The 26,395-nt window shown below is 70.7% G+C and carries 19 protein-coding genes and 1 pseudogene; 10 read left to right on the top strand and 10 right to left on the bottom strand.

Annotated elements, in window-relative coordinates; genetic code table 11:
• Positions 1–2: 2 nt before the first annotated feature.
• Together Voc01_RS31335 and Voc01_RS31330 are read right to left on the bottom strand one after the other, a co-directional pair.
• Positions 3–743, bottom strand: coding sequence for a hypothetical protein (locus Voc01_RS31335; protein ID WP_203931212.1), 741 nt, complete (start codon positions 741–743; stop codon positions 3–5).
• A 21-nt stretch (positions 744–764) separates the two neighbouring features.
• On the bottom strand, positions 765–1,334 hold the full coding sequence (locus tag Voc01_RS31330) for a flavoprotein (RefSeq protein WP_203931211.1): 570 nt from the start codon (positions 1,332–1,334) through the stop codon (positions 765–767).
• 275 nt (positions 1,335–1,609) lie between these two features.
• On the opposite strand from Voc01_RS31330, the pseudogene Voc01_RS31325 reads away from it, so the two are divergent.
• Positions 1,610–2,462: pseudogene (locus tag Voc01_RS31325) on the top strand (IS701 family transposase); the annotation flags it as partial.
• A 635-nt stretch (positions 2,463–3,097) separates the two neighbouring features.
• Positions 3,098–3,586, top strand: coding sequence for a hypothetical protein (locus Voc01_RS31320; RefSeq protein ID WP_203931210.1), 489 nt, complete (start codon positions 3,098–3,100; stop codon positions 3,584–3,586).
• A gap of 1,319 nt (positions 3,587–4,905) precedes the next feature.
• Here Voc01_RS31320 and Voc01_RS31315 read toward each other — a convergent pair.
• On the bottom strand, positions 4,906–5,394 hold the full coding sequence (locus Voc01_RS31315; protein ID WP_275423774.1) for a DUF1877 family protein: 489 nt from the start codon (positions 5,392–5,394) through the stop codon (positions 4,906–4,908).
• Positions 5,395–5,930: 536 nt separating this feature from the next.
• Between Voc01_RS31315 and Voc01_RS31310 the strand changes: the two genes are divergently transcribed.
• Positions 5,931–6,569, top strand: a complete 639-nt coding sequence (locus tag Voc01_RS31310; RefSeq protein WP_203931208.1) for a maleylpyruvate isomerase family mycothiol-dependent enzyme — start codon at positions 5,931–5,933, stop codon at positions 6,567–6,569.
• A 99-nt stretch (positions 6,570–6,668) separates the two neighbouring features.
• Here the strand turns inward: Voc01_RS31310 and Voc01_RS31305 are convergent, their stop codons facing one another.
• Positions 6,669–7,097 carry an Imm10 family immunity protein gene (locus Voc01_RS31305; RefSeq protein WP_203931207.1) on the bottom strand — a complete coding sequence of 143 codons (429 nt, stop codon included), beginning with the start codon at positions 7,095–7,097 and terminating at the stop codon, positions 6,669–6,671.
• A gap of 82 nt (positions 7,098–7,179) precedes the next feature.
• Entirely contained in the window at positions 7,180–8,436 is a 1,257-nt protein-coding gene (locus Voc01_RS31300) for an AfsR/SARP family transcriptional regulator (protein WP_203931206.1), read from the bottom strand.
• 59 nt (positions 8,437–8,495) lie between these two features.
• On the opposite strand from Voc01_RS31300, the gene Voc01_RS31295 reads away from it, so the two are divergent.
• The 3 genes from Voc01_RS31295 to Voc01_RS31285 all read left to right on the top strand — a co-directional run bounded on the left by Voc01_RS31295 (position 8,496) and on the right by Voc01_RS31285 (position 11,681).
• Positions 8,496–9,317: a hypothetical protein gene (locus Voc01_RS31295; protein WP_203931205.1), complete on the top strand. Its 822-nt coding sequence runs from the start codon at positions 8,496–8,498 to the stop codon at positions 9,315–9,317.
• Between the two features lie 582 nt (positions 9,318–9,899).
• Positions 9,900–10,397: a SigE family RNA polymerase sigma factor gene (locus Voc01_RS31290; protein WP_203931204.1), complete on the top strand. Its 498-nt coding sequence runs from the start codon at positions 9,900–9,902 to the stop codon at positions 10,395–10,397.
• A 9-nt stretch (positions 10,398–10,406) separates the two neighbouring features.
• Entirely contained in the window at positions 10,407–11,681 is a 1,275-nt protein-coding gene (locus Voc01_RS31285; protein WP_203931203.1) for a hypothetical protein, read from the top strand.
• A 69-nt stretch (positions 11,682–11,750) separates the two neighbouring features.
• Here Voc01_RS31285 and Voc01_RS31280 read toward each other — a convergent pair whose 3' ends face one another.
• The 5 genes from Voc01_RS31280 to Voc01_RS31260 form a co-directional block, all read right to left on the bottom strand.
• Positions 11,751–12,539: an oxidoreductase gene (locus tag Voc01_RS31280; protein ID WP_203931202.1), complete on the bottom strand. Its 789-nt coding sequence runs from the start codon at positions 12,537–12,539 to the stop codon at positions 11,751–11,753.
• The gene (locus Voc01_RS31275; RefSeq protein WP_203931201.1) at positions 12,539–13,330 is read right to left on the bottom strand and encodes an alpha/beta hydrolase; all 792 of its coding nucleotides are present in this window, start codon (positions 13,328–13,330) and stop codon (positions 12,539–12,541) included. Before Voc01_RS31275 ends, Voc01_RS31280 begins: the two co-directional genes overlap by 1 nt.
• Positions 13,331–13,364: 34 nt before the next feature.
• Entirely contained in the window at positions 13,365–16,082 is a 2,718-nt protein-coding gene (locus Voc01_RS31270; protein ID WP_203931200.1) for an ATP-binding protein, read from the bottom strand.
• Positions 16,083–16,247: 165 nt separating this feature from the next.
• Positions 16,248–17,051 carry a nuclear transport factor 2-like protein gene (locus tag Voc01_RS31265; RefSeq protein ID WP_203931199.1) on the bottom strand — a complete coding sequence of 268 codons (804 nt, stop codon included), beginning with the start codon at positions 17,049–17,051 and terminating at the stop codon, positions 16,248–16,250.
• 208 nt (positions 17,052–17,259) lie between these two features.
• Positions 17,260–18,750 carry a glycoside hydrolase family 6 protein gene (locus Voc01_RS31260; protein ID WP_203931198.1) on the bottom strand — a complete coding sequence of 497 codons (1,491 nt, stop codon included), beginning with the start codon at positions 18,748–18,750 and terminating at the stop codon, positions 17,260–17,262.
• A 201-nt stretch (positions 18,751–18,951) separates the two neighbouring features.
• Here Voc01_RS31260 and Voc01_RS31255 point away from each other — a divergent pair, with 201 nt between their 5' ends.
• From Voc01_RS31255 to Voc01_RS31240, 4 genes are all read left to right on the top strand, one after another.
• Positions 18,952–20,142, top strand: coding sequence for a helix-turn-helix domain-containing protein (locus tag Voc01_RS31255; RefSeq protein WP_203931197.1), 1,191 nt, complete (start codon positions 18,952–18,954; stop codon positions 20,140–20,142).
• The gene (locus Voc01_RS31250; RefSeq protein WP_203931196.1) at positions 20,121–22,514 is read left to right on the top strand and encodes an ATP-binding protein; all 2,394 of its coding nucleotides are present in this window, start codon (positions 20,121–20,123) and stop codon (positions 22,512–22,514) included. The genes Voc01_RS31255 and Voc01_RS31250 overlap by 22 nt, the downstream gene beginning before the upstream one ends.
• A 161-nt stretch (positions 22,515–22,675) precedes the next feature.
• Positions 22,676–23,320 (top strand): SUKH-4 family immunity protein, encoded by a 645-nt coding sequence (locus Voc01_RS31245; RefSeq protein WP_203931195.1) that lies wholly within the window; start codon positions 22,676–22,678, stop codon positions 23,318–23,320.
• Between the two features lie 248 nt (positions 23,321–23,568).
• Complete coding sequence (locus tag Voc01_RS31240) at positions 23,569–26,322, top strand: hypothetical protein (RefSeq protein ID WP_203931194.1); 2,754 nt, start codon at positions 23,569–23,571, stop codon at positions 26,320–26,322.
• Positions 26,323–26,395 lie beyond the last annotated feature (73 nt).

Here is a 26,395-nt window from a genome sequence, read left to right as displayed (position 1 = left end):
CGTCAGCAGCAGGTGGTCTTCGACCAGCCCGGGGGGTCGGTCGGGGGGTCGGTCAGTAGGAGTTCGTCGGTTCGGTTCACACTGAACTGGCCGAACTGCTCCAGGTTGAAGCCCTTCTCAGCGAGGAACCGATGCACCTGCGGACTGACCCGGGACGTGAACGGCGCGTCTGGGCCGCCGAGTCGTTCGACGTTGCGAGCTGCGACGTCGGTCAGGTTCACGCCGTGTGCGCGCAGGTATGCCTGGGCTGGTGCGGCCAGCTGGCAGTCACCGAATAGTGCGCGGACAATGTCAGCCGTGGCATCGTCCGGCTCCGTGACGTTTCGGTGGACCGCCCCGGGCAGTGCGAGGTTCACCTCGAGCGAATCGGTTGCGCGGTGGTTGTCCCCGTATGCGGTGTAGTCGAACGACACCGTCACTGATCCGCCTGCCGTAAGGTCGATTCCGTTGCGCTTGCAGACATCGACGAGGTGATCGCTCGGGAGGAACTCAAGTGCGCCGGGTGACGGGCAAACACCTATCCGAGGATGCTGCGACAGCGTCGCGAGGTGGTTGAAATCGACACCGGCCGCCGCCAAGTCCGCACGCAGTTCCTCCCGGACACGGTCCGCGCCAAACATGAACGAGACCATCGCCTGTTCGAACTTGGCACGTTCTGCTTCCGGCACATCGACCGGGACGAGGACTTCGACATGAATCACATTATTCGTTTCGGGGTCGGTTGCGGAGTCGGTCGTGATCATTTAACTTGTCCTCTCTCAGGGTCATGGCTGCGGAGACTTTGCGACGATTGCCAGTACCACGTCGCCGACACTCGGGGCCATCCCGTCCGGTCCTGCCAGGATGAACATCCCAGCCTCACGCAGACACTCGACGTTCCGTTGCACCAACCGGTTCGTCCACATGCGACGGTGCATCGACGGAACAATGATGGTTGGGATACCGGTCGCGCATAGTAGCGTGGTGGAGGCGAGATCGGTGGCGCTACCCGCGGCAATTCGTGCCAGGAAGCCGGCCGATGCGGGATAGACCAAGATCCGTCGAGCTACATCGGTGAGCCATACGTGCAACGGTTCAAGCGAGAATGCCGTCGTAGTTTGGTCGGTCAATACTGGGCAGCGGCCGAGATGTCGCACGTGTGCGGGTGTCACAAAGCGCTGCGCCGCCGTTGTCAGAATCACGACGGTCGGATCGCGATGCGCCGGATCCAGTTCGTATACCAGTCCGCCGAGGTTCCCGGCCGCCGTTGATCCGGCACCGACAACGATGGTCAGCCCCTCACGCCTCGCCCGCTCGGCGAACTCGGGGGTCAGATCTGGTGCGAACTCATTCATCGAGTCCTTTCGCCGGAGTCGGAATTTGTCGTTGCGAGTAATGGGAATGGGATTCGCATCGTTGCTTCGTCGACAGAGGCAGATTAGGTTCAGAGCCGAAAGCCGTCAACGCTCCGTAAGTGTGACACTACCCGAAGGCGTTAATAGGGCATGCTAGTCGTCCAACATGACCGTGGTCATGAATCGCAAATAATGGGGTTCGTTGAGCACTCGATGCCTAGTACTGCTACGGCGGTTTGCTACTTCGGTGGTGGTTGGGTCGTTGGTCGGGCGTGGTGACGGTTGGGCAGGTCCGGTCGTGGGATGAGCAGTTCGGGGAGTTTTCTCGGGTTTTCGCATCGGTTCCGGCGGGTGGAGACCCGGTGGCAGGCGCGGAAGTATCTGCGGGGGTTGATGGCGCCGTTGGAGCGGCGTAACGGGTGGACGCAGGCTGAGCAGACCGGCGACAAGACACCGGACTCGATGCAGGCGCTGTTGTGAAGTCCGTGTTTCGACCGGGACGCTGTCCGCGATGACGTCCGCGATGCGGTGGTGGAAGCGATTGGGGACCTGCCGGGATGCTGGTCGGTGACGAGACCGGGTTCGCCAAGAAAGGCAACCGGTCGGCGGGCGGGCGTTGATCGACCGTGAGTTGTACATGCCGCAGTCATGGACCGGCGATGTCGAGCGGTGCGAGGAGCAGGACATCGCCTACGTGATGGCCACCCGCAAAGATCATGAGGTGGCCTCCGGCTGCGCACGTCGACGCGTGTCGACCAGCTCATCGCCACGATCCGGCCGGGGGCGTGGCGGCGGATGTCCTGCGGCGACGGCGCGCACGGCCCACGCGTCTACGACTGGGTGTCCACCCCGATCCGGGCACGATTCCCGCACCGGCAGCGGGGCTGGGTGCTGGCCCGGCGCAACATCACCACCGGCGAACTGGCCTACTACGTGTGCTTCGGCCCGCGTGGCACCCGGCTACGCACCCTCGTGCGCACCGCCGGGGCGCGGTGGGCGGTCGAGGAGTCGTTCCAGACCGCGAAGAACGAGGTCGGCCTCGACCAGTATCAGGCCCGCCGCTACGACGCCTGGTACGCCCACATCACCCTGGCCATGGCCGCCGCCGCGTTTCTGACCATCATCCGCGCCACCGAAAATGCGGAAGCCGCGACACAGGTGACAAAGGGGCACCACCGAAAGGGTGATGCAGACGGCCTGATCCCGTTGAGCGCCAACGAGATCAGACGACTGTTCGCCACCCTCATCCTGACCGTCCGACGAACAGCCGCCCACATCCTGGCCTGGTCGGACTTCCGCCGACTCTGCTGCCGCCGAGCCCGCGACTCCCACCACCGCAAACGACTCGAACGCCACGGAAGTTACGAACCGCCGAAGCAGTAATAGGGCACCTCGCCAGCGGCGAAGACTGGGCGTGGTGGGCGTCAGCGATGCGCCTGCTACCCATCTGACCCCAGCTCGATCCACCTGGCGCGAACTCGGCAGCCGCCCGATCAGCGGCAGATGTGCTCAGGTGATCAAGCGCGTTGTTCCCGGTCGATGCGATCAGCGATCTGAGCCGATCTCGCAAGTTGGCATTGGCGGGATGCTCCCGGGTTGCAAACGGTCGGGTTACCGTCGTTCGACCGCATCAGAAATCGCTCGGCAGGAAATTCCTCCTTGGGTCTTGTTGGCCGCAATGCTGTTGCCAACGGGCACTCGCTAACCTGATGTCTTGACTGCCTGCAAAGTCCACAGTTGCGCCAGGCTACCAGGATGAGAGTATGACCGCCGAAGAAAGCTCCTCGACCCCCACCCCGCGGGCAGCTCCATCCGATGACGTCGCGATGTACGCCGCGGTCGCGGCTCGGCGGCAGCAGTGGGACAACATGCTGTGGCAGGTACCGACGCTCAGCCTGACTGCCCAAGCCTTTCTCTTTACCATTGCGCTGGGGCATGAGAGCAGCCGGACCGCGCGAGTCATTGCATGCATCCTGTCGATCGTCATGACCGTACTTTCGATGCACCTAATGTCGCGCCACCGCCAAGCGGAGCATACAGACGCCCATTGGCTTGAAGAGTACGAGAAGTCCAAGTTCGGACGGTCTTGGCACGGTCGCACTTGGGCGGACGTTCGCAACCGTGAACCGGGCAGCGGTTACTTGACGCGTTTCAAAGGGTTCGAGGTCTGGATGAGCGGACTGGCCGTCTTCGGCATCGCCGCATTTGTGGTCTTTGTGTTGACAATCGCACAAACGGACGTTCTGCAATAGGCGACTTCCGACCACTTCCCCAGCGGCATGGCAGACCCACAAAGGTCGCTGGAGGATCTTCGGACACCACCTGCTCTGGAAATGCCTGGGTGCTTTCACCATCTCTGAGCCAGAAAACGAAAGACGCGACTAATGCGATCAAGGCAAGGAAGATGCTAACCAGTTCCCACGTCGGCCATTGCCAGAAGCGCCAGGTTCGCTGACTCACGTCCGCCTCGATTGGTCAGAGATATGGGTGACGATCGGCTACGCGCAGATCGGTGCGAGTGCGTCTCCAGCGTCGGCAATACCAGACATCGAGACAATCCCCCCGAAGTTGGTCTGACGTGTCAGATCGAGGACCGTCGAATATCAAGTTGCTCGTACAGAGCTGGTCTAGCGGCCCTAGGTCACCAACCGCGCGCCCGCTGCCGGCTTGATCGACTCACTCATTTCGGCATTTCCGCGCGTCGCGGGGCACCATGGGTAACACACCGTGACGGCGATGCAAGCCCTGAGCGCGATTCGCTCACCGACGAGTTGCGGACTGCCGCGCAGCGGTCGCAGTTGCCGCCACCGACAGTCGGCCGCAATGGCCGCACGGTGGGCGCAGGATCCACTGACCCAAGCGGGGTTACGGTGGATGACTAACAATCCGACGATAGGCTGCAAATGATCAATGTCCAGGAGTTCGCGCGACGGCTGAGTACTCTCGGAGGTGATGCGTTCACCAGCGACGACGTCGTGGACCTGGCGACCGCGGCCGACGTTCGCATCAGCGCAGACCTCGAGATCGACGCCACCCTGGCGCAGCGTTTGCTCGACCAGATCTCGCCCACCCCGCCGGTCTCCGGGGCCCAGATGGCGGCGTCGCAATGGCCGCCGCCGAAGTCTTCCCGTCCTGCAGCGCCTTCGGTGTCGTTCTCCAGCCCCGGTGCCGTCGACGGACCGGCTGATCAGCCGACCCGACCCCGCCGTTCTGGGCCCGCGCGTGGGGGTCGGCGACCCGGCTCTCGACGAACTGGCAGGTGAAACTGCAGTCCCAGCTTTCAGCAGCCGCCAGACTGCTCGCCGCAGCCGTCGACCACGACGCGAGCCGCGAACCCAACTCTCGCCGCCATCATCGGCTGAACTTCGTCCTCTCCAGCTCCGTACGCCCGGGCAGGCTCGACGCACGATGATCCCGGTCAGCATGCGATCGCGGCAGATGAGGACACTGCGGGTATCCGTCGTGGGCCGGTTGGCGGGTGGATCGGACTCGGCGGGACAGAGCGCTCAACAGCGTGCGGATCCATCTCGCGACGGCCAGACCTTCACGCGTGCGGCAATTGCTAGGACGGTCACGCCATCCACACCGCGATCGGCTCGTGGTCGGCCGCCGCGGCGCGGAACAGGGCCACGAGTCGCCCGTAGGCCTCCTCCAGGTACGACAGCGGCCAGTCCTGACTCCAGATGCCCGGATAGACATCGGCCGCGATCAGCTCCGCCGCGGCATAGTGCTCCGCAAGAGCGGCGAACGGCGTGGCCGCAAGGAATCGAGCCGCTTCGGCCACGTCGGCGACGGCAAGCAGGCGGGGCGAGTCATAGCCCCACTCGTCGTCGGTCATGGGCTGGCCACCGCTGAAGACGTCGACCGGCGGGTTCAGCCTGGCCAGCAGCCACTGCAGACCGGCCCACGCCTGATCGGTATCCATCCCTCGTGAGGACACTGCCTCGTCCTCGTCACCCATCCGCAGATCACCGGCGTACTCGTACGCGCTGTCCGGCTCCTCGACCAGCAGCCGGCGAAGCTCAGCGACCTCGTGCGGTCGCAACCTCACGCACTCCATGATCATGCTCATGGGCTGAAATTCTGCCCCACGTCAAGGGCCCGCCAGGCCAGCCAGCTCCATGCTGAACTCCTCACATTGATTGGGGACCTGACCGACGACACCGTGCCGCGAAAGGGGTGTGCGGGTAACGGGGCAGGCACCCGTCGCGCAACAGTGCTGGCACGCTTGTGGCCGCCGGGCCCGCGTTGCGAGCATCGAGGCATGACTCGGTCGGTGACGAGGATGACGCCCACAGCACTGCTGGTGCTCGGCGCTGTCGGCTCGATGCCGTTGTCGCCGGGCCGAAAGCCGCTGTTCGACACCGCGCGGTACCCGCTCACCGGGGTTCAGCTCGCGCCGGCCGGTGCGCTGCCGGCCCGGCACGAGCGGGCCAACCCCGAACGGGACCGGCAGCTGGAACGCACGAGCCCGGGCGAATGGCGCAACTGCGGAGACGCTCACCATGTTGCGCGAACTCACCGGACCCTTCCTGAAGGGGCCATAGTGAGGAATCAGGACGATTGCCGGGTTGACGTCGACTCCAGGGGAGCATCATGGACGCCGAAGAGCGCTGGCAGGTCGTGGTGGAGCAGCGGCTGGCCCTTGCGGATCTGCTCGCCGGGTTGTCCGAGGCGGCTTGGGAGCAGCCCTCGTTATGTGTCGGCTGGCGGGTGCGCGACGTCGCCGCTCACGTGACCCTGATCCCCATACCGCCCTCACCGAGCAGTCTGCTGGTCGACTTCGCGAAGGCGCGCGGCAACTACGCCCGGTTCAACACCACCGCCAGCCAGCGCCGCGCAGCCCGAACGCCCGTCCAGATCGTGCAGGACTTTCGGACCTCCGCAGAGTCCCGCTCGGTCCCCCGACTCGTCAGTCCAGCCAATGTGATGTGGGACATCCTGGTGCACGCTCAGGACATCGCGATCCCACTGGGAATCGATTTTCCCAGCCCGCCCGACGCCGGCGCTGACGCCGCGACCCGCATCTGGGATCTCCGCTGGCCGTTCTCGTTCGGGGCCAAGCGCCGTCTGGGCCGGTTCAAACTCACGGCGGCAGACGCGAACTGGACAATCGGCACCGGACCTGAAATCGCCGGCCCGATCTCGGCGATCCTGCTCCTCCTCACCGGCCGCACCGAAGCCGCAACTCCCCTGCTGACCGGCGACGGCCTACGCAGCCTCACCACTTCCTGATCCGGGACGTGCCCTTCGGCGGCCAGCGACCGCCGGACCCATACCGCTTGTCCCGGACCGGCGCTTCCGATCGCCGCGGTGGAGACGCGGGCTCGGCGGTCATGCGAGTCGCAGTTGAGGGACGGCGTCCGCACGTCCGGAGGTGAGCACCCGCCGTAGACCTCGACCGAGCAGCTCGCGCTGACCGGTCGGAAGATCGAGGACGAAGTGCACGTGCAGTGGCATGCCGAGCGTGCTGGCCGCCTCCTCGGTGAGAACGAAGCTCAGCGCGGTCGCAGTCATCTCGCATTCGACGATCCCACCGTAGAAGGTGGCCTGGCCAGGGTCCACGACGAGGCAGTAGGTGTCCATGCCGAGGCCGACCTCCTGCTCGTCTTCCTCGTCCTCCGGGCTGCACTCCATCAACAGCAGCGACCATGCCTGTGGATCGGTGCTCTCACGGACGCCAACGACGTACACCTCGTCGTCCGCTTCACCTGCGTCGCGCAACACCGCAGGCACCCAGCCGAACCCATCTTCACCGTGCATGACCCGCCCTCTCGCCGCGGTACACCCAAATGATCACCCCAGCTACGGAGGCCCGACCAACCGGCGTGGAAGCCGCCCCACCTCACACCCTGCGTCGGAAGTCGGCGGCCTCGTGCCACGGCGAGACCAGCGTGATCAGGCCTACGTGAACGGCGCCACCGAGAATGGTGGCGAGCATTGCGATGAAACCGACCGACAACCGCAGTTCGTAGAACGCGCCGCCGTCCTCGACGGGCATCGCGACCAGCCAGACAACGAGCAGCACGGCGTAGACCGCGGCCATGCCAGCGAGCGCGCGGCTGCCCCGGATCGCGGCCAGGACAGCAACGACGCCCCAGGTCAGCAGGCCGAGGCTGAAGAGGCAGACGGCGACCGACAGGATCCCCAGCACGATCTGCTTCCGAGAGCGTTTCGCCGCCGGCGGATACGGCGGCTGGCGCAGGTCGTACATCGGTGGAGGATTGTGCGCCGCAACCGGGACGAGTGGAGGATTGTGCGCCGGAACCGGCACGACCGGTTCGGCCCGTAGAATCTCCCACTGCGCCCGCTGAAGTTCCTCGCCGGGTTCGACACCGTATTCGTCGACCAGGTGGCGGCGGGCGTCCTGGTATGCGGTAAGCGCCTCGGCCTGACGACCGCTGCGGTGCAGCGCCAGCATGTAAATCGCACGCAGGCGCTCTCGGGCCGGGTATTGGACGATCAGTTCGGGGAGCCGGGCGGTCAGGTCCTCGTGGTGGCGGAGGTCGAGGGCGGTGGCCGCCCAGAGCTCGGCGGCGTACGCCCGTTGTTCGGCGAGGCGGCGGCGGGCCGACTCGAAGACCGGGCCGACGAGGCCGGCGAGAGGTTCGGAGCGGCTGTGCGCTAGCGCCTTCGACAGCAGCCGCTCGGCCTCCTCGGGGCTTCCGCCCGACCGGGCGTCGACGCCGGCCCGGATCAGCGCGGTCAGCTCCTCGGTGTCAAGGCTGTCGGCGGGCACGTCGAGCCGGTAACCGCCGTCGCTCAGTGTCACCATCGCCGGGCCGAGGGCCCGACGCAGCGCGACGATCTGCTTCTGCACCGCGTTCACGCTGTTGGCGGGTGGTGCGTCGGCCCATACCGCATCGACGATCCGGGCGACGGAAACGGGGCGTCGGGGTTCGAGCAGCAGGACCGCGAGCACCGCCCGCTGCTTCGGCGGACCGATGTCGAGCGGTTCGCCGTCGCGCCAGACGCGCACCTCGTCCAGCAACCCGAAACGCAACATACGCAGGGACTTCCCAACGACTTCCCGAAGCGCTTCCGTAGGCGCTTCCCCTCCAGTGACGCCATGGCAGCGCCACGGAAGTGTATCGGCAGTCACCGAAGTCATGGTTCCGGGCATCGACGGGCCGCCCGGCCCAGGAGGATGAACGGAGAGTAATGAGGATCAAGATGTTCGGTCCGTTGCTGGTAGCCGGCGCGGTAGCAGCGGGAGTGCTGGTGCCGGCCCTTCCCGCGCAGGCGGCGTACGTGACGGAGCAGACCCCCACCCTCACCTGTGACGGCGCCACCCGCACGGTGACGGCGTCGGTAGAGGGAACGTCCAACCACCCGGCGAACACCCAGCTGATAGTGCAGGCCATATTCACGTCGGGCGCGTGGGACCTCGCCGATTCCTCGATCCAGCCCCGCCGCGGCACGATCGGGTACCGCCCAACGGTGACGACGACCGTCACCACCGACGCGACGGGCGGCTTCAACGGGGCGGTGTTCTCCATCCCGTTCGTCAGCACCGACACGGTCGCCAACTACACGGAGATGTGGCGCATCCGGGTGGCCAACCCGGACAACACGGGGGGATGGGAGACGTACGCGAGCTGCCGGTACGACACGCGTACGGTCGCCCGTTTCGACTGCGAGGGTGACGGCAGCAGCAGCATCTCCGCATCCGGCTCGGGCCTCAACCCGGCCCTCGACCCGACGGTGGTTGTCACGTACTACAGCGGGACCGGCTTCTCCAAGCCCTTCGGCGCTGCGGGGTCCACCCGGCACATCCTGAACCCCCCGCTGAACGCGGAGGTCGTCCGGCAGGTGACGGTGACGGTCAACGCCGACGGCACCTGGTCCGACCCCGGCCTCCAGTGGGACTCCAGTCCCGGGACCGAGTACGCCTGGGGCCGGTACATGATCTTCGTCGGGCGCAACTACGGAATCATCGGCGGGGCCGAGGACATCTGTGTGAGTGTCGACCGCCGGACCTGACAGCTGTCCACGGGGGGATGCGACCGGCGGGGCCTATCCGGGCCGCGCCGGTCGTGTCACGTCATGCGGGGCCGACAGGCACGTACTGAACAGCGGAGTGCGATCAAGCGTCGCGCGGTCGACACCGTCCTCGGCGTCGTTACGCTGATCTGCGTCGTGCCGGCGTGGCGGACCGGGAACCGGATCGCCCGTCCGCGATCGCGGTCGTGGCAGGGGCGACATGCGAAACGCAGATCCGCCGGCCCGGTGTCCCAACGCCGCAACTCCAGCCACGCACGAACTGATCGACGCCCGAAGCGGCTCGGCATGAGGGCGCCACGCTGGTGGCCGCCCCGCGGGTGGGCGCGGACATCCACCGCGCCGTTCCGGTCCGCAGGCGGATCCCATACTCCTCGATCGACGACGCCGCGTTCGGCCATGTCTTCACTGTCGAGCCCGCCGGTGCGGGCACCACGCAGATCACCGTCGGCCCGGGCACCGACCGCGTCTCGGACTGTCGGCCGCTTAAGTTCGTTTCGTCCCGAATGGGACCCGTCGGGCGGCCGTCGCTGTCTTAGAGGTAGACCCAACGGAGGGAGCGGCATGCACGGGGAGCAGGAGCGGGCGTTCGTCGAGTACGTCTCGGCGCGTCGGACCGCCTGGCACCGGGAGGCGTACCTGCTGTGCGGTGACGGTCACCTCGCCGACGACATCGTGCAGTCGGCGGCGACCGTGCTCTACCGCCACTGGCGGCGGGCCCGCGCCGCCGACAACCTCGACGCCTACGTGCGCCGGATTCTCGTGCACAAGTACCTCGACGAGGTACGGAGAAGCCGTCTGCGGACGTGGCTGACGCCTGCCCCGCCGGAGCGGCCCGCGCCGCCCTCGGGAGACGTCGAGGAGCGGGACTCGCTGCGGGCCGCGCTCGCCCGCCTGCCGCGCTCCCAGCGCACCGTTCTGGTGCTGCGCTTCTTCTGCGACCTGTCGGTCGCCGAGACGGCGGCGACCCTGAGGTGCTCCGACAGCAACATCAAGAACCACACGTCACGAGGGCTCGCCGCGCTGCGTCGCGTGCTCGACGTCGACCACACCGCCCGCTGAGGAGGCTTCATGTCATTCGACGAGGAACGGGCCGGCCGCACGCTGCGCACCGGTCTGCTGCACATCGAGCCGCCCGCGAGCGGCGTCGAGGTCGAGCGGATCGTGCACGCCGGCCGGCGGGCCGAGCGCCGCGCGCGGATCGCGACGGCGGTAGGCGGTGCCGCACTGGCCGTCGCGGTCGGGGTGCCGGTGGCGGTCGCGGCCGTCCGTGGCGGTCACCCGGAGAGTGGACCCGCGCAGCAGCCGGTCGTGAGCGCGACGAAGCCGGCCGACTGCACGGTGTCCGCGCTCAACCGCTCGGGACCGGGCGGGGAACTGCAGGCGGTGGATCCGACCGGCAGGATCGTGCTCGGGATCAACGGCAGCAGCCTCGTCCGGTGGCGCGACGGGGTGTCCGAGGTCATCGCCACCAGCGACATCGGCGGAGTGCTGATGCCCGCCGCGGTGAACTCGGCCGGGGTGGCGGTCGGCACCTACGTGGCGGTCGAACAGCCACGACCGACCGGCTGGATCCTCCGGGACGGCGCGCTCACGCCGCTGGCCCTACCGGCCGGCGCCCGCACCGCCACGCCGATGGCAATCAACGAGGCGGGTGACGTCGTGGGCGCGATGATGCCCGAATCCCTGGCGACGCAGAGCGTGCTCGTCGTCTGGCCGGCCGGCTCGCCCGGTTCCCCCCGCCTGATCGAGCCCGACGTGGCCGCGGTGCCGGTCGGCATCACCGCCGACGGGTCGGTGGTCGGCACCGTGCTGGGCTTTGCCGGCCGGCAGGAGACCGTCGCGGTCTGGGGACCCGACGGCGCCCGTCGGGATCTGCCCATCCCGGCGGGCTTCATCAAGGCCTCGGCCACGGTCGTCCGGGGCGACACCGTCTACGGCACCGCGGCGAAGGACGGCCCGGTAAGTCCGCGGTCGCACGACGACCTGGTGTTGCCTTCGGAGAAGCAGACGCCGACGCAGGGAACCAATCCCGATTTCGTCGACCCGAGGTCACCGGTGCGCTGGAACCTGCGGGACGGCCGCAGCACGGTGTACCCGGTCACCGGTGCCCTGATCACGGCCGCCAGCACCGGGTGGATCCTGGCCGGCACCCTCGACTCGTTCGAGGGGCGCATCGCCGCCGTGAGCCCTGAGGGCACCAGGTACGCGCTGCCCGCGCCCAAGGGCACCCTGGGCGCCGTCCTGGGCCGGTGGATCTCCGACGACGGCCGTGCCGTCGTTGGCGCGGCGGTGGTCACCCCCGGCGCGTTCTCGCCGTTCACGTGGACCTGCACGCACCGGTGACATCCCGGGCCGTGGACACTTCGTCGGCGTCGGTCCCGCGCCCGAGCGGTCGACTCCGGAACAGACCCTCTACAGGGTGGCGATGAGTCCGCCGTCGATGACCACGTCAGCGCCGGTGATGTTGCCGGCGCGGTCGCTGGACAGCAGGAGGACCAGGTCGGCGACCTCCTCCGGCTGGGTGAAGCGGCCGGTGACGGACTCTCGGGCCGCGCCCTGGGCGATCGCCTCGGGCGTTGCCCCCGCGGCCTGTGCGACGGTGGCGGCCACCCCGCCGGTGCCGAGCCACAGCCCGGTGCTCACCGGCCCCGGGCTCACCGTGACGACGCGGACCCCGCGCGGCCCGACCTCCTTCGACAGTGACTTCGAGAAGTTGGCCAGGGCCGCCTTGGCGGCGCTGTAATCGATGACGAGTGGATCCGGCAGCCGCGCGTTGACCGAGTTGACGGTGACGACGACCCCGGTGCCGCGGTCGAGGAGGTGCGGCAGTGCGGCGCGGGTGGTGCGCACGGCGGCGAGGAAGTTGATCGTCAGCGTCGTGAGCCAGTCGTCGTCGGTGACGGACAGGAACCCGCCCGTGCGCGGGAGCACGGCGCCCACATTGTTGACCAGGATGTCCAGGCCGCCGTAGGCGTCGACGGCGGCCTGGACGAGCCGCGACGGGCCGTCCGGGTCGGCCAGGTCGACCGCCACCGGGCGGACCGTGGCCCGCTCGGCGAGGTCGGACAGTTCCGTGGTGACGGTGCGTGCCCCGGCCACGACGTCGACACCGGCGCCGGCCAGCGCGCGGGTGATCGCCAACCCGATGCCCTTGCTCGCGCCGGTGACAACCGCCTTCTTCCCGGTCAGGTGCAGGTCCATCAGAGCGACTGCTTCCGCAGCCAGCCCAGCGACGCGTCGGCGACCTCGCGCCAGCCGCTGTCGATGGTCAGCGAGTGGGCCTTGTCCTTGAACTCGAGGAGGTCGGTGACCGCCTCGGAATGCCGGTACTGCTTGAGCGTGGCCCGGGTGACGGATTCCGGCACCGTGTGGTCACGGCCACCCGTGATCAGCAGCAGCGGCCCGCGGTGCTCGTTGGCCGTGTCGACCTTGGCCGGGGAGTGCGGGTCGAAGTTCGACGCGGCCGCCTCGAACAGGGGCTTGCCGGGCGCCGGGATGGCCCACCGCTCGAACAGCCGGTCCGACTCCTCCGGGGAGATCGCGTTGCCGAACGCGTACCGGAACTGCTCCGCGGTCAGCGAGACGGCCCTGTGCCGGTTGGCCGGGTTCTTGAAGACCGGGAAGGTGACCCGCAGCGACGACAACGGCAGCGGGAGTACCCCCTTGATCTGGGCGGCGTCGATCGCGACAGCGGCCGCGGCGAGGTCCTGACCGAGGAGCTTCTGGGCGATCATGCCACCGAAGGAGTGGCCGATGAGGATCGGCTTGCGGCCCAGGCCCTCGATGATCTTCGCGTAGTGGGCGACGACGTCGTCGATGCCGTGGTCGGCGATGGCCTCCGGATGGGCGCGGGCCTCCTCGACGCTGTCGGGGATGCCGGGCCAGCCGGGGGCTTCGGCGTCGTAGCCGGACTCCCGGAGCAGGGTGAGCCAGGGTGCCCAGGATGTGGCGTGCAGCCACAGCCCGTGGATCAACAGAACGGGGGTGCTCATGCGGGGACCGTATTCGGTTGTCGGCCCGTGTCGCTTACGTCAGATGACGGTCTTCCGGCCGCAGCGCGGCGTGCAGCGCCGACCGGGAGGTGACCCCGAGCTTCGGGAAGATCCGGTGCAGGTGCGAGCTGACCGTCCGGTGGGACAGGTACAGCCGCTGGCCGATCTCGCGGTTGGTCAGGCCGCTGGCGGCCAGCTGGGCGATCTGCAGTTCCTGCGGGGTCAGCTGGTCGCGGGCGTCGGGCATGCGGCGGCGGCTGGTCTCGCCCGACGCGCGTAGCTCGGCGCGGGCGCGCTCCCCCCACGGGATCGTGCCCAGCGCGTCGAACGTCTCGCGGGCCGAGCGCAAGTGCACCCGCGCCTCGGCGACCCGGCGTTGCCGCCGCAGCCATTCGCCGTAGCGCAACTGGGCCCGGGCGCGGGGAAACGGAAGGGTCACCTGACGCAAGGCCTCCTCGTACATGGCCTCGGCCGCGTCGTCGCCGGCGAGAACGGCCCGGGCGTGACGCAGGCCGCTGTGCAGCGCCGGCGACGGCGTGCGCCGCCCCACCGCCGTCATCTCCGCGACCAGACCGCGGACCGCCCCGGGTTGGCCGCTGCGCACGGCCGCCTCGGCCAGATCTCCGACCGCCCAGCAGCGGGTCGCGCCGTGGTAGGCGGGATCGGCCGGGTCGTAGATGCGCGCCAGGTGGGCACGAGCGTCCGCGTCGCGGCCGGCGCCGAGTGCCGCGAGGCCGCGGGCGAGTTGGGCGGCCGCCAGCACCGCGTGGGCGGCGCCGGGCAGGCTGGTCCGCTCGGCTTCCGCGGCGAAGGTCTCGGTACCGTCCTCGTCTCCGCGCAGGGCGGCGAGCAGAGCCTGGGTGACCCGCGCGGTCGCGGCGACCAGCGGCTGCGATGTGTCGTGGGCCAACCGGTACGCCTCGTCGGCGGCCGGCACGGCGACGCTCAGCTCGGCCAGCTGGGCGCAGCTCCACGCCTGCAGGGCGAGCGCCCGGGCCAGCAGGCTCAACCGGCCCTGCGTCCGCAGTTCGGACAGGCATCCGGCGAAGAAGCCGGCGGCGAGGTCGAATGCGCCGACCGCCATCGCGGCGTTGCCCAGCATCCGGCCCGCGCGCGGATCGTCGTCGAGCGGCTGGTGACGCACGCCGTCCAGGACGACCTCGCCGCACTCGACCGGCGCGGTGTACGCGAGGACGACCAGCAGCCGCGGGTCGTTCTTGTCGACCGGCACCTGCCCGGCGGCCGCGACCACACTCGCCCGGGCCTCGACGCCCGGCTCGGTCCACCAGCAGCGCAACGCGGCGCCGTACAGGAGGTTCAGCGCCAGGGCCGGGGCTTCGGCCGCGGCCCGCTCCGCGACCTGTGCCAGCGACCAGGCGGCCTGTGCCCGGCCGAGTACGCCGTCGTCGAAACTGTCGCGGATCCAGGCCGTGCGCCAGCGTTGCCGTTCGGACAGGTCCATCCGGTCGGCCTCGGCGAGCACCCGGACCACGGCGTCGCGCTGTCCGAGCTCGAACGCCAGCTCCGCCGCCCGCAGCAGCCGCTCGCCGCGCAGCGCCGGGTCGCGGGTCAGCCGGGCCGCGCGTTCCAGCGCCACCGCGCCGGCGGCGATGCCGCCGCGGCGCTGGGCGCGGACCGCCGCCTCGTCCAGGTCGGCCGCGATGCCGTCGTCGGGGCCGGCCAGGGAGGCCGCCCGGTGCCAGACGCGGCGGTCGGCGTCGTGGGCAAGGCCGTCCGCGAGCGCGGCGTGGGTACGGTGTCGCTGCCCGATGGTGGACCGGCGGTGAATGGCCGACCGCATCAGCGGGTGCAGGAAACGGACCCGTTCACCGTCGGTCCCGACGAGCCGGGCGCCGATGGCCGGCAGCAGGTCGTCGACGGTGCACGGCGCGCCCGCGACCAGCGTGGCCGCGGCGACGGCCTCGGCCAGGGAGTCGCTGTCATTGAGTGCGACCGCCAACAGCAGCGCCCGGGCCGGCACGGGCAGGCCTTCCACGCGGGCCGCGAAGGCCTGCTCCAGCCGGTCGGTCAGCGGCAGCGGCCCGGTGAGCTGGTCGTCGGCGTCGAGGACGGCCGGTAGCTCGACCAGGGCGAGCGGGTTGCCGGCGGCCTCGGTCAGCACCCGCTTGCGGACCTCGTCGCGTAGACCGGGGGCGTGCGCGTCGACCAGGGTCTCCGCGTCCTCCGGGCCCAGCCGGCCCGGTGCGAGCGCCGGAAGACCGCTGTCGGCGAACGGTCCGCCGAAGCCGTCACGCATCGCCGCCAGTAGGATCACCGGTTCGAACTCCAGCCGCCGAGCGACGAAGACCAGCACGTCGGCGCTGGCGGGATCGAGCCAGTGCGCGTCCTCGACGACCAGCAGGACCGGTTCCCGCGTGGTCGCCTCGCCGATCAGGCCCAACGTGGCCAGCGCCACCAGATAGAGGTCCGGGACCGCGGTGTCGGTGCGGCCGAACGCCGCCAGCACGGCGCCCCGCTGCGGCGTCGGCAGCCGGTCGGCCTGGCCGAGGATCGGCCGGAGGAGCTGGTACAGCCCCGCGAACGGGATCTGCGCCTCGCTCGGCACGCCGGTGGTGGTCAGCACCCGCACCCGCGCCGCCCGGGCGACGCGGGCCGCCTCCTGCAGCAGGGCGGACTTGCCGATGCCGACCTCGCCCCGCACGAGGACCGCGCCACCCCCGTCGTGGATCCGCCCGAGCAGCCCGCCGAGGACGCGCAACTCGGACTCCCGACCAACCAGCGGTGCCGACACGGTGACATCATCCCGGCGACCACCGCCCGGCCACGCCCGCCCGGCCAGACCGAGTCCACCGTCACAACGGCGGCCCACCCCGCGGCTCCGGATGTGTGACCAATCAGTGGTGTCGGGCTCGCGACCCTGCCGCAAGGCCTGCTCGGAAGTTGCGAACGTCTTCGTCTACCCGAGTGCCGACCCGTGCCACTCGCGCAGGAGTGCGTCGGAAACCCGTGCGCCGTCCCAGGTCGAGCACAGCTCGGCAATGCGCCCGTCCGAGTCGAGAGCTACGGCCGTGATCCCGCGGTTGACCGGTCCGTCGGGCGAGATCCATTCGAATCCGCCGCCGCGTGGCCCGCCCATGACGCGGCACACCTTGACGCCGCCGCCATACGGGAGTTGTTCCCACAGTGTGGCCGTCGCATTCTTTCCGTGAACACGCACCCGCAGCGTCAGATCCTCGAGTGTGACATCGGTTGCCAGCGGATACTCACCCGATACGAGGCGGTCGACCGCTTCATCCAGAAGGCCGTGTTCCCGGGCCGCCGGCAGGTCCTCACCGAAGCTGAGCGGGAACTGGTCGTCCGGGACACGCATGCTCGAGAGATCCAGCTGCCGACCGTCCCAGTAGTCGATGAATCGAACGATGAGGCCGTCGACGATGCTCACTCCAGCGAGCGCACGAAGCTCACCACCGAACAGTTCTGGGCTCGCGGTCACGAACGCCACGCCGCCCGTGGCGTCGCCAAGCACCCGGGTCGGATACGACACAGCACCGCGCTGGACCCAACCGGGCATGTACTCAGCCCAGCCGGCGGAGAGCGCGTCGAGCCCGTCGATGCGCCAGCCCAGGGTCGCGTCGGCGTAGACGGCGTCCGAGCGGAACAGTCCGGTCACACCGTCGAGGTCACCGGCCGATTTGAGCACATAGTATTCGCGCAGGTACTCTCCGAGATCGGCATGCGTATTGTCCATGATGATCATCATATGCGTCGAGTGCACCCGAACCGCATCGGCAGGTCTCACCTATCTATCAGCGCCTTGCTGACGGTGAGGGGGCGCGGCAGGCAGCCCACGCGTCCGGCCGCGAAGCATCATTGCCCTGGCCGCCATCCAGGCGCCCCCAGCGTCCATCATGGACACCCAGAGCGTGAACTCCGCGTGGCGGGCCGGCGCCCGCCACGCGGAGTGCGGATCACGGGTAGTCGTATGTCGCGACGATGGCGTAGTAGCCCGAGTAGCGGGCCGTCACACCGCAGTTGCGGGCGCGCACGGCGTATTCCACCTTGGTGCCCCGCTTGATGTCGCTGCCGGTGAGGTAGTACGTGGACTGGGGCCACGGGTTGATGCCGCTGCCGCTGCCGAAGGCCACGATGGCCCGGAATGATCCCCGGCCGTTGATCCGGTAGCCGATCTGATAGGCGCATGCGCCGTAGGACGGATACCACTGGAGCGCGATCTGGTCGGCGGTGGCACTGGCGATCCGCAGGTCCATCGGTGGCGGCGGTGCGGCGCCGTAGTCCACGTCCGGGCACGTGATCGACCCCGTGATGAGCCGGCAGGCCAGCTGGCCCGAGAAACTGCCGGCGGGAAGACCGTCCGCGGGCACCCCGCGCCCGTCGCGTCCGGGTGTTCCGACCGTCGAACTGCCGCCGTAGCATCCGTCGGTCTCGCCCGGCGGTTTGATCCACATCGTCTGCATCAGCGGGACACCGGTGGCAATGGTCGGCGGCATACCGAGGCGGGCACCGGTCGGGTCGCACCAGTCGGGCCAACCGGTGTCGGACTGGCGCCCCCTCGGGATGGCCGCCCCGTTACGCGACGTGTCGACGACGTGCACCATCTGGTAGGGGGCGTGCGGGTTCTGCAACTTGAGGCGGATCTTCTTGCCGTACTCCGCTTCGTTCGCGGTCGGCACGTAGTTCGAGGCGTTGGTGTAGAACCCGGTCGCGGAGTCCACGCCGGCGGCGCGGAGCCGGTTGGCGATCGTGGTGACGCCTGGATCACCCCAGCCGTACCAGGCCGAGTGACCGGCGTCGAGATAGACGTTGACGTGGCTCTGCCACCAGGGACAACTTGTCGCCTGTGAGTCCAGGCAGACGGCGTTGGTCAGGGTCTGGACGGCGAACTTCAGGTCGCTGTTGCGCTGGGCGACATCGAAGGTCACCGGCTTACCGTCCGCGTCCTTGCAGCCCTCGTCGCCGGACTGCAACGCGACCGCATCGGGTTCGAGCATGATCTGGACCCGGACGGTGGACGTCGAGTGCGCCCAGAAGGCCATCTGGAGGCCGGCGGCGAACTGCTGGATCCAGTACCGCCACTGGGCGGAGTCCGGCGCGCCGCCGGCGCTGAGGTTCGCGCAGTCGCGGTTGGGGATCATGTAAGGCACGAAGACCGGTGTCTTGCGCTGTTCCACGGCGCGGGTCACCTCGCGTTCCACCAGGTACGCGATGTCGTCCGGGCCCTCGGAGGCCCAGTTCGAGTACCAGATACCGGTCGGCTGGCTCGCGATCATGCTCTTCACGGCCTCGCGGTGGACCTTGATCTGGGGCGGGTTGGCCTCGCTGTACGCCCATGCCTTGGTCTGCTCGCTGGCATAGAACAACGACGAGGGGAAGCCGGATGGGAGCGCGGCGGACGCCGGCGGCGTGGCGAACAGCAGGGTCGACGCGACAGCGGCGATCATGCCGATTGCTGCCCATCGGAGCCGGCGGCGGACTGTTAACCTGGGAGCGCTCCCAGGTGCAAGCGCGGGGTCGGGGTGCGTCATGGACGGACGCTATAAGCGGCCGACCGAGCGCAACCAGGAAGGATCCGGCAGAACGTCCGGCAATGTCGCCCCGGCGTTCGGCCGTCGTCAAGAGCTCTCCACCGTGCGGGATAGGGCATGACGTTGGGTGAACCGGACCGCCAACCGGTCGGCGGCGCATTCGGTGAACTGCTCGCGGCCCTGCGCTGCGCCCGCGGACTGTCGCAGGAGCGGCTCGCCGAACTCACCGGCGTGAGCGCTCGCGCCATCGGAGACCTGGAACGGGGAGCGACGAGGCGACCGCAACGCCAGACCGTCGTGGCACTGGCCGACGGTCTTCGCCTCGACGCCGGCGAGCGCGACCGTCTGGCGCGCGCGGCCCGCCCGGCAGCCGGCCGATCGGGACCCGCCGCCGGTGACGGCGGACTCGTGGGGCGGGCCCGCGAACTGGCCGGGCTCGTGGATCTCCTGGACGACGGCGGCGTCCGGATGGCGAGCGTTCTCGGTCCGGCCGGGATCGGCAAGTCCGCCCTGGCGGCCGCCGCGCTCGCCCGGGTCCGGTCCGGCACGTCCGTCGGTGTGGTGCGGCTCGACTCCCTCATGGACGGTGCCGACCCGGTCGAGGCCATCGCCGGTGCCGCGGCGGTCGACGGCCGGCGGCTCGTGCTGGTCGACGACGCCGACCTGATACCGGGCCAGGACCTGGCCGCGCTGCTGGCCAGGGACGCCGGCCTGCGCCTGCTGGTGACCGCACGCACGCCGGTCCGGGTGCGGGCCGAGCACCGTTGGCCGATCGGTCCGCTGGACCAGCCCGCCGCCGTGGGCCTGCTGGCCCGGCGGGCGCGCGCCGTCCGGCCCGGCATCGTCGCCGATGAGGACGCCGTCGCCGCGGCCTCGGTCGTCCGGCGGCTGGGCGGCAACCCGATGGCCATCGAGCTCACCGCGGCCCGGCTGCGCACCTGGCGTCTGTCCGACGTGGACGCCGCCCTCGCGGTCGAACTGGCTGGCGCCCGTGACGAGGTGCTGCACCGCGTCGTGCGCTCGGCCGTCGGCCGGCTGCCGGGACCCGACGCGGAGTGCCTGACAGTGCTGGCGTCGCTGGGGCGCGCGACTCCGCACGAGCTTCGCCGGGCCCTCGCTGCGAGGCGTTACACCACCGATCATCTCGACGCGACGGTCACACTGCTCGCGGCGACCGCGCTGATCAGCGTCAGCGGTCCTCAGATCGAGTTCACCGTGCCCAGATCCGTACGGGAAGTCGTCTGCCGACAGCCGGTGCCGGTCGGCATCGAGGAGAGGACGTCGTTGTGGAACTGGCCGCCCTTCTGACCCGGCTGCGTCAGGACCGCGGACTGTCCCAGGAGGAGCTGTCCCACGCGAGCGGGGTCAGCGTGCGTACCGTCCGCAATCTGGAGCGGGGCGTGACGCGGCCCCACCCCGCCACGGTCGCGGCGCTCGCCGACGGGCTGCGCCTGACCGACGAGGAACGGCGCCGGCTGAAGACCGCACTCGGCACCACCGATCCGGGCGGCCGTCGCGCCGGCGACCTCGGCACCGTCCCCGCACCGGCCAACGGGTTGGTGGGGCGTCGGTCCGAACTCGCGATCCTCGTCCGCCTCGTCCGTGGCACCCGCCTGGTGACCGTGGTCGGGCCGGGCGGCGTCGGCAAGAGCCGGCTCGCCCTGGAGGTGGCGTGGCACCTCGTCGGCACCTTCGACCACATGGACGTCGTCGATCTGGGACCGCTGCGCGACCGGGACGAGGTGCGCGGCGCGCTCGCCGCCGCCGCGGGGCCGGGAACCGTCGCCTCGCCCTCCGCGATCGCCCGTCGGATCGGTGACCAGAAGCGGCTGCTGGTCCTCGACGGCGTCGAGCACGTGTCCGATCTCGGTCCGGACCTCGCGGCACTGGTCGACCGCTGCCCCCGCCTGCATCTGCTGCTCACCGGTCGCAGGCCGCCGTCTCCGGCCGGCACGGTGTGGACCCTGGACCCGTTGGCGGTGCCCGGTCCGGCGACCACCGACCCGGCGGCCGCGCTGGCCAGCCCGGCCGTCGAGCTGCTGGTCGAACGGGCCCGGGCCCGCCGGCCGGACTTCCGCGTCGACCGGTCCACAGTGGAGGAAGTGGTCTCGGTCTGCCGCCGCCTGGACGGCCTGCCGCTCGCCATCGAGCTGGCGGCGGGCATGCTCGGGGAGCACGACATCCTGCGCGTGGCGGCCGAACTGACCGTGCGGACACTGCGGACCGATCTGGTGGACGTGCCGCCCCGCCACCATTCGCTGACCGACACGGTCGACTGGAGCATCGCGCTCCTCGACGACGTCGACCGGCTGGTGTTCCGGGTGCTCGGCGCCTTCCGTGGACGCGTGACGGTCGACGCGCTCGCGGCCGTACTGCGCGCGGCGACACCGGTCGGGCCCGTCGCCGGACCGCCAGCCCGGCTGGCCGCCGCGAGCCTGACCCGGCTGGCCGCCGCGAGCCTCGTCCGGCTCGTCGGCGACGATGGATCCACCGCCGTGGACGTCCTCGACACGATCCGCGAGGTCGCCCACGACCGCCTCCGGGAAGCTGGCCTCGCCGATGCCTGCGGGCACGCGCACGCGACCTACATGCTCACCGTGCTGCGCTCGGGCGGCACCGACGCCGTCGCCCGGCAGTTCGACGACGTCCGGGCCGCAGTGGAGTTCGCCTGCGCCGGCGCCCCGGAGCTACTCGACGGTGGTGTCGTGAGCGCGCTGGCCGAGCACCTCACCGCCCGGGGACGGTTCGCCGAGGCGCACCGCCTGCTGCGGGCGGTGGCGACGGCCACGGCCGATCCTGGCGTCGCGGGGTCGGCCTGGCTCCGGGCCGGTATCGCCGCGAACCATCACGGCGACCACCGGGGCGCGCTCGCCTGCGGCCACGCCGCGGCGCGCAGCGGCGGCGCGGATGGCGATCTGGCGATCGCCGCCCGCAACCTCGTGGGCGCCGCGCACAAGTCACTGGGCGACCTCGACCTCGCGCACGAGGCGTATCTGGCGTGTCTCGCCGACGCCGAGGCCGTCGGCGAAAACCGCTACGTCACCGTCGCGCTGAACAATCTCGGCACGGTCGCGCACGAGCGCGGTGACCTCGACCTGGCCCGCGACTACTACCAGCGCAGCCTCGACATCAAGACCGGACTGGGCGACGAGCGGGGCATCGCCACCGCCCTGGTCAACCTCGGCGGGCTCGATCTGGACCGGGCCCAGCCGGCCGCCGCGCTCGGCCTGCTCACGCAGGCGCTGACCCGGTTCCGCCGGCTCGGCGAGCCGCACGCCGTAGCGTTCACGCTCGCACTCCTGGCCGGGGCCGAACTCGCGAGCGACCACGAGGCGGCGGCGGCCCGGTGCGCCGAGGAGGCGACGCGGCTCGCGACCGGTGCCGACAACGCCCCGATCCGGGCGATGGCGTGCCAGGCGTCCGGCGACCTCGCGCGGGCCCGCGGTGACATGGCGACCGCCGCCGCGTGTTACGCCCGTGGGCTCGCGTTCGGGCCCGAGCCATTCGAACGGGCCAGGCTCCTCGACCGGCTCGCCGTCGCGACGCTCGACTCGGCCCCCGATCAGGCCGTGGCCCACGCCGCCGAGGCGACAGGGATCCGCCGCCGCTACGGGTACGCCGTCCCGCCGGTCGACGAACCGCTCCACCGGGCCGCCGTGTCCCGGACGTACTCCGCATAGGTGCGGAGCGATCGGCCGAGCGGCGGGGTCGTCGTCGCCACCTCGCCCGCGGACGCGACCCCGCCGAATCCGTCAGACGAACTGGCCAGAGCTGGAAGCCATCGCGATACCCCTGTTGGTTGCACAGCAACCAACGCCACCGGTCCGTTACGGTCTTGGCCATGCCGGGCACCCGTGCGCATATCGACCACGTAACTGTCGGCAACCCGGACCGGGCGCAGCGGGATGGTCACCCGATGCCCGGGGGCATGCTCCGCCATGAGGAAGGGTCCGACGCGATCGACCGTGAGCAGCTCCAGCGATGGTTCCCGCACGACGAGATCCTCCTCGCTTCGACCGAGTCGCTTCGTGAGTTGGTGTCCCACCAGGGCACCCTCGCGATGCTCATCCACACGGGTGTGCCCGAGACTTTCCTGGAGGTCGTTGAGTTCGACCGGCACCTCGCCTCTGGCATCCGAACGCTTGACGAGATTTACGACGAGGACGGGTCCACCGCGCCGCCCGGCACCGGTGATCTGCTTTTCCTCGGTTACGCGGGCCAGGCGTTCTTCGCGTTGGAAGGTGCAACCGGTGAGATCCGGCAGGTACACACCAGCTTCAGAGCGCGACCGTTCGCACCCAGCCTGAGAATGTTCGTACGCGCGCTCGGAGCCGTGAGCGAAGCCCTGCGCGAGAAGGCAGAGAGAAAGCCGACCGTCGACGCTCTGCTCGCGGTCGTCTCCAGCGAGTTGGGCGGCGAGGCCGATGTCGCTGAGCCGGCTTGGCGGACGCTCCTCTCCGATGTGGCCGCCTACGTGGCGGACTAACTCGGCTCCGGGTCACCGCTCAAGCCCGGCTCGGCGGGCGAGACGCCAAGCTTCGGGGCGGCGGCCACGGCCACCGCACTCGACCCTGGCCTGGACGAACCGGCCCACGAGCCCGGTCGCCGGCGTCCGGTCGCCACCCGGAACGCTCGACCCGCCGGTCACGAATGATTGACCGCCGTTCAGTGGACCGCGCCCCCGCCGCCGGGCAGGATGAACCTCCGGGCCGTGGACGGGGGAGGTCTGTACGCGTGCGTTGGCCGTTGGTGGCGGCCGCGGTCAGTGGCTGGCTGCGGCAGGGTCCGTGGGCACTCCTGGTTCTGGCGGTGTTCACCGTCGCGGCGCTGTCGGCGGCTTCGGCACCGATGTACGACGAGGCGTCGGACAACGCGGTGTTCGCCGACCGGCGGGCGGCGATCGCACCGGGGGCGGACCGGGGCGAGGACGTGGCGGTGCGCCTCAGCGCCTCGGAGTCGCCGAACAGCGCCGACCAGCAGGTGGCGGTGCGGGACCTGCGCGGGGTGCGGCACCTGTCGGAGCCGACGCTCGGCGGCGCTTCGGTCGGGATGGAGTCGGTGCGGCCGAAGCGGTGGGAGTCCACGGTGTCGGCCGGCGGGCGGACGGCGGCCGCGCGCCTGCTCGCCACGACCGCCCCCGCCGCCCGCCTGGTGCCGCTGGGCGCCGTGCGGAATCAAGGGGTGTGGCTGCCGGAGCCGGTCGCCACCGACCTGGGCGTGCACGCCGGCGACAGCGTCACCTACCGCGTCGACACGGTCGGCGCCAACCCCGACGGGGTCGCCGTCCGCGTCGCGGGCGTCTATGCCGTGACCGGCGGCCGGCTGCCGGCCGACCCGCCCGGCGGTGTCCGACCGTGGGTCCGCGATCAGCGCGACCTCCCCGACGACCCGCAGGCGACCACGCTCAAGGCACATCTGCTCATCGGCGACATCGACACGATCGAACGGCTGTCCAAGGCCAGCGGCGACCGCATCCTGTGGTGGGCCGACGCGCAGCTCGATCCCGGCGCGACACTGGCCGAGGCGCGCACGGCCGCCCGCGAGGTCGAGGAGGTCCGGCGCCGCTACCTGGGCCGCATGGTCGACGTCAGCCCGGTCACGCCGCGGGTGGCCAGCGGGATCGCGCAGGTGGCCACCGACGCGTCCCGCACGGCCGAGGCGGTGCAGCGTCGCTCCCGGGTGACGGGGTGGGCGGCGCTGGCCGTCGCGCTCGCCTCGGTGCTCGCGATCGGCCTGCTCGCCGTGCGGCGCCGGCGGGTCGAGCTGCGACACAGCGTCGGATCCGGGCTGTCGCCGACCACCGTCGGCGCGCTGTGGTTCGTCGAACACCTTGTCCCCGCGGTGCCGGCGGCGTTCGCGGGCTGGGCGCTGGCCCGGACGCTGGTGGAGCGGTTCGGCCCACCCGGTGCGGTCACGGTCGCGTCGCTGGGGCCCGCCCTGGTCGCGGCCGGGATCGCCGCGCTCGCCGGCCCGGTGACGGTCGCGTGCGTGGCCGCGGTGTCGGCGGCGCGCCGGGTCCGGCCGGCCGTGCCGGTCGCACCCCGCCGGTCGCGGCCGTGGGGGCTGCTCGTCGTCGTGGCGGCGGCCGTCGCCGCGGTCGGGATGTGGGGCACCACACAGGCCCGGGGCATCGACCTCCTCGTCCCGCTGCTGGTGTTTGCCGCGGCCGGGGTGCTGGGCGGCACGTTGGTCGTGCGGCTCGCGTCCCTGAGGAGAAGAACGACCACGGCGGACCGCAGGCCGGCGGTCGTCGGCTGGCTGCTGCGCCGCCGGCTCGCGGCCGGCGGCGAACGGGTGTTGACGGTGGTGCTGCTGGCCACCGGCCTCGGCATGCTCGTGTTCACGATGTCCGCCGTCGACACCATCGGGGTGAACATCGACGACCGCGTGGCAGCGTCGGCCGGTGCCACGGCGATCGCCAGGATCCCCGGTTCCCACGTGCTCGACGACCAGCCGGTGCGGCAACCGCCGGAGCCCGACCCGCAGGAGGGGCGGCCACAGCCGCAGGGGCTGGTGCCCGGCGTGCGCACGCCGCCGCTCCCGCCGCACCTCACGCTCGTCTGGCGGATCGACGCCTACACGCCCTACGACGAGGGGATCCGCGACCTCGTCGTGATCGACCCGGAGTCGTTCCTGCGGGTCGCCGACTGGGGCCGCGGGCCGGACCTCGCCGCCGCCCGCGACGCCGTACGGCGGCTGGCCGGCGCCGAACCGTCGTCCTGGAAGGTCCCGGTGATCGTGGTCGGCGACCCGTCACTCACGGGGGTCGACGACGTGCCGGTGAGCCTGCCCCGGTGGGGCGGGTCGCTGCAGGTGATCGCGCGGCTGCCGGCGTTCCCGGGGTCCGGCGACCGGACGATGTACATCGTGCCGGGCGCGGTCGTGTTCCCGCTCATGGGTCGCGACGATCCGCGGCTGCGGCCGCCCGGCGGCCCGCCGCCCTTCGTCCGCACCGAGCTGTGGAGCTCGCGGGGGCAGCGCGGCATCGACGAGGTGATGGCGCCGCGGTCGGTCGCGGCCACCCTGGTCTCGACGAGCGAGCAGTACCGCGACGACGCCGACTTCGTGGCCGCCCGCCAGTCCCGCGGCTACGACCTCGGGGTGGCCGCGTACCTCGCCCTGCTGGCGATCGTCGCGCTGGCGCTGCACGCCGACCGGACGGCGGTGGCGGCGCGGCCCGGTGACCTCATGCTCGCCCGGATCGGGGTCGGCCGGGTGAGGATCGTCGGTGCGCGGGCCGCGGAGCTCGTCGCGCTGGTGCTGGTGGCGCTGCTGTGCACGGTCGGCGGGCTGGCCGTGCTGGGTCCCCTGGCGGCGCGGCTGCTCGACCCGGTGCCGGAGCAGGTGCCGGTGCTCCGGTTCGGTGTGCCGGCGGCGGCGATCGGCGTCACCCTGGGGGTCGCCGTGGTGGCGGCGACGCTGTCGGCCGGACTCGCGGTGGTGCGGTCGTCGGCGCGGGAGGAGGAGGCGTTCCGTGGTGACGGCTGATTCCAGGCGGCCGACCGGCGCGACCGGCGGGCCGTCTGCGCCGCCGATCGGCGAGCCCGATCCGTAACGTCTC

Source organism: Virgisporangium ochraceum (assembly GCF_016863655.1).
In the GTDB taxonomy this organism is placed as follows: Bacteria; Actinomycetota; Actinomycetes; order Mycobacteriales; family Micromonosporaceae; genus Virgisporangium; species Virgisporangium ochraceum.
This window is presented reverse-complemented; position numbering and strand designations above follow the sequence as displayed.

Coding starts and splice junctions, on each gene's coding strand:
- Voc01_RS31335 (WP_203931212.1), bottom strand. CDS start 743: ATGATCACGACCGACTCCGCAACCGACCCCGAAACGAATAATGTGATT.
- Voc01_RS31330 (WP_203931211.1), bottom strand. CDS start 1,334: ATGAATGAGTTCGCACCAGATCTGACCCCCGAGTTCGCCGAGCGGGCG.
- Voc01_RS31320 (WP_203931210.1), top strand. CDS start 3,098: ATGACCGCCGAAGAAAGCTCCTCGACCCCCACCCCGCGGGCAGCTCCA.
- Voc01_RS31315 (WP_275423774.1), bottom strand. CDS start 5,394: ATGGAGTGCGTGAGGTTGCGACCGCACGAGGTCGCTGAGCTTCGCCGG.
- Voc01_RS31310 (WP_203931208.1), top strand. CDS start 5,931: ATGGACGCCGAAGAGCGCTGGCAGGTCGTGGTGGAGCAGCGGCTGGCC.
- Voc01_RS31305 (WP_203931207.1), bottom strand. CDS start 7,097: ATGCACGGTGAAGATGGGTTCGGCTGGGTGCCTGCGGTGTTGCGCGAC.
- Voc01_RS31295 (WP_203931205.1), top strand. CDS start 8,496: ATGAGGATCAAGATGTTCGGTCCGTTGCTGGTAGCCGGCGCGGTAGCA.
- Voc01_RS31290 (WP_203931204.1), top strand. CDS start 9,900: ATGCACGGGGAGCAGGAGCGGGCGTTCGTCGAGTACGTCTCGGCGCGT.
- Voc01_RS31285 (WP_203931203.1), top strand. CDS start 10,407: ATGTCATTCGACGAGGAACGGGCCGGCCGCACGCTGCGCACCGGTCTG.
- Voc01_RS31280 (WP_203931202.1), bottom strand. CDS start 12,539: ATGGACCTGCACCTGACCGGGAAGAAGGCGGTTGTCACCGGCGCGAGC.
- Voc01_RS31275 (WP_203931201.1), bottom strand. CDS start 13,330: ATGAGCACCCCCGTTCTGTTGATCCACGGGCTGTGGCTGCACGCCACA.
- Voc01_RS31265 (WP_203931199.1), bottom strand. CDS start 17,051: ATGATGATCATCATGGACAATACGCATGCCGATCTCGGAGAGTACCTG.
- Voc01_RS31260 (WP_203931198.1), bottom strand. CDS start 18,750: ATGATCGCCGCTGTCGCGTCGACCCTGCTGTTCGCCACGCCGCCGGCG.
- Voc01_RS31255 (WP_203931197.1), top strand. CDS start 18,952: ATGACGTTGGGTGAACCGGACCGCCAACCGGTCGGCGGCGCATTCGGT.
- Voc01_RS31245 (WP_203931195.1), top strand. CDS start 22,676: ATGCCGGGCACCCGTGCGCATATCGACCACGTAACTGTCGGCAACCCG.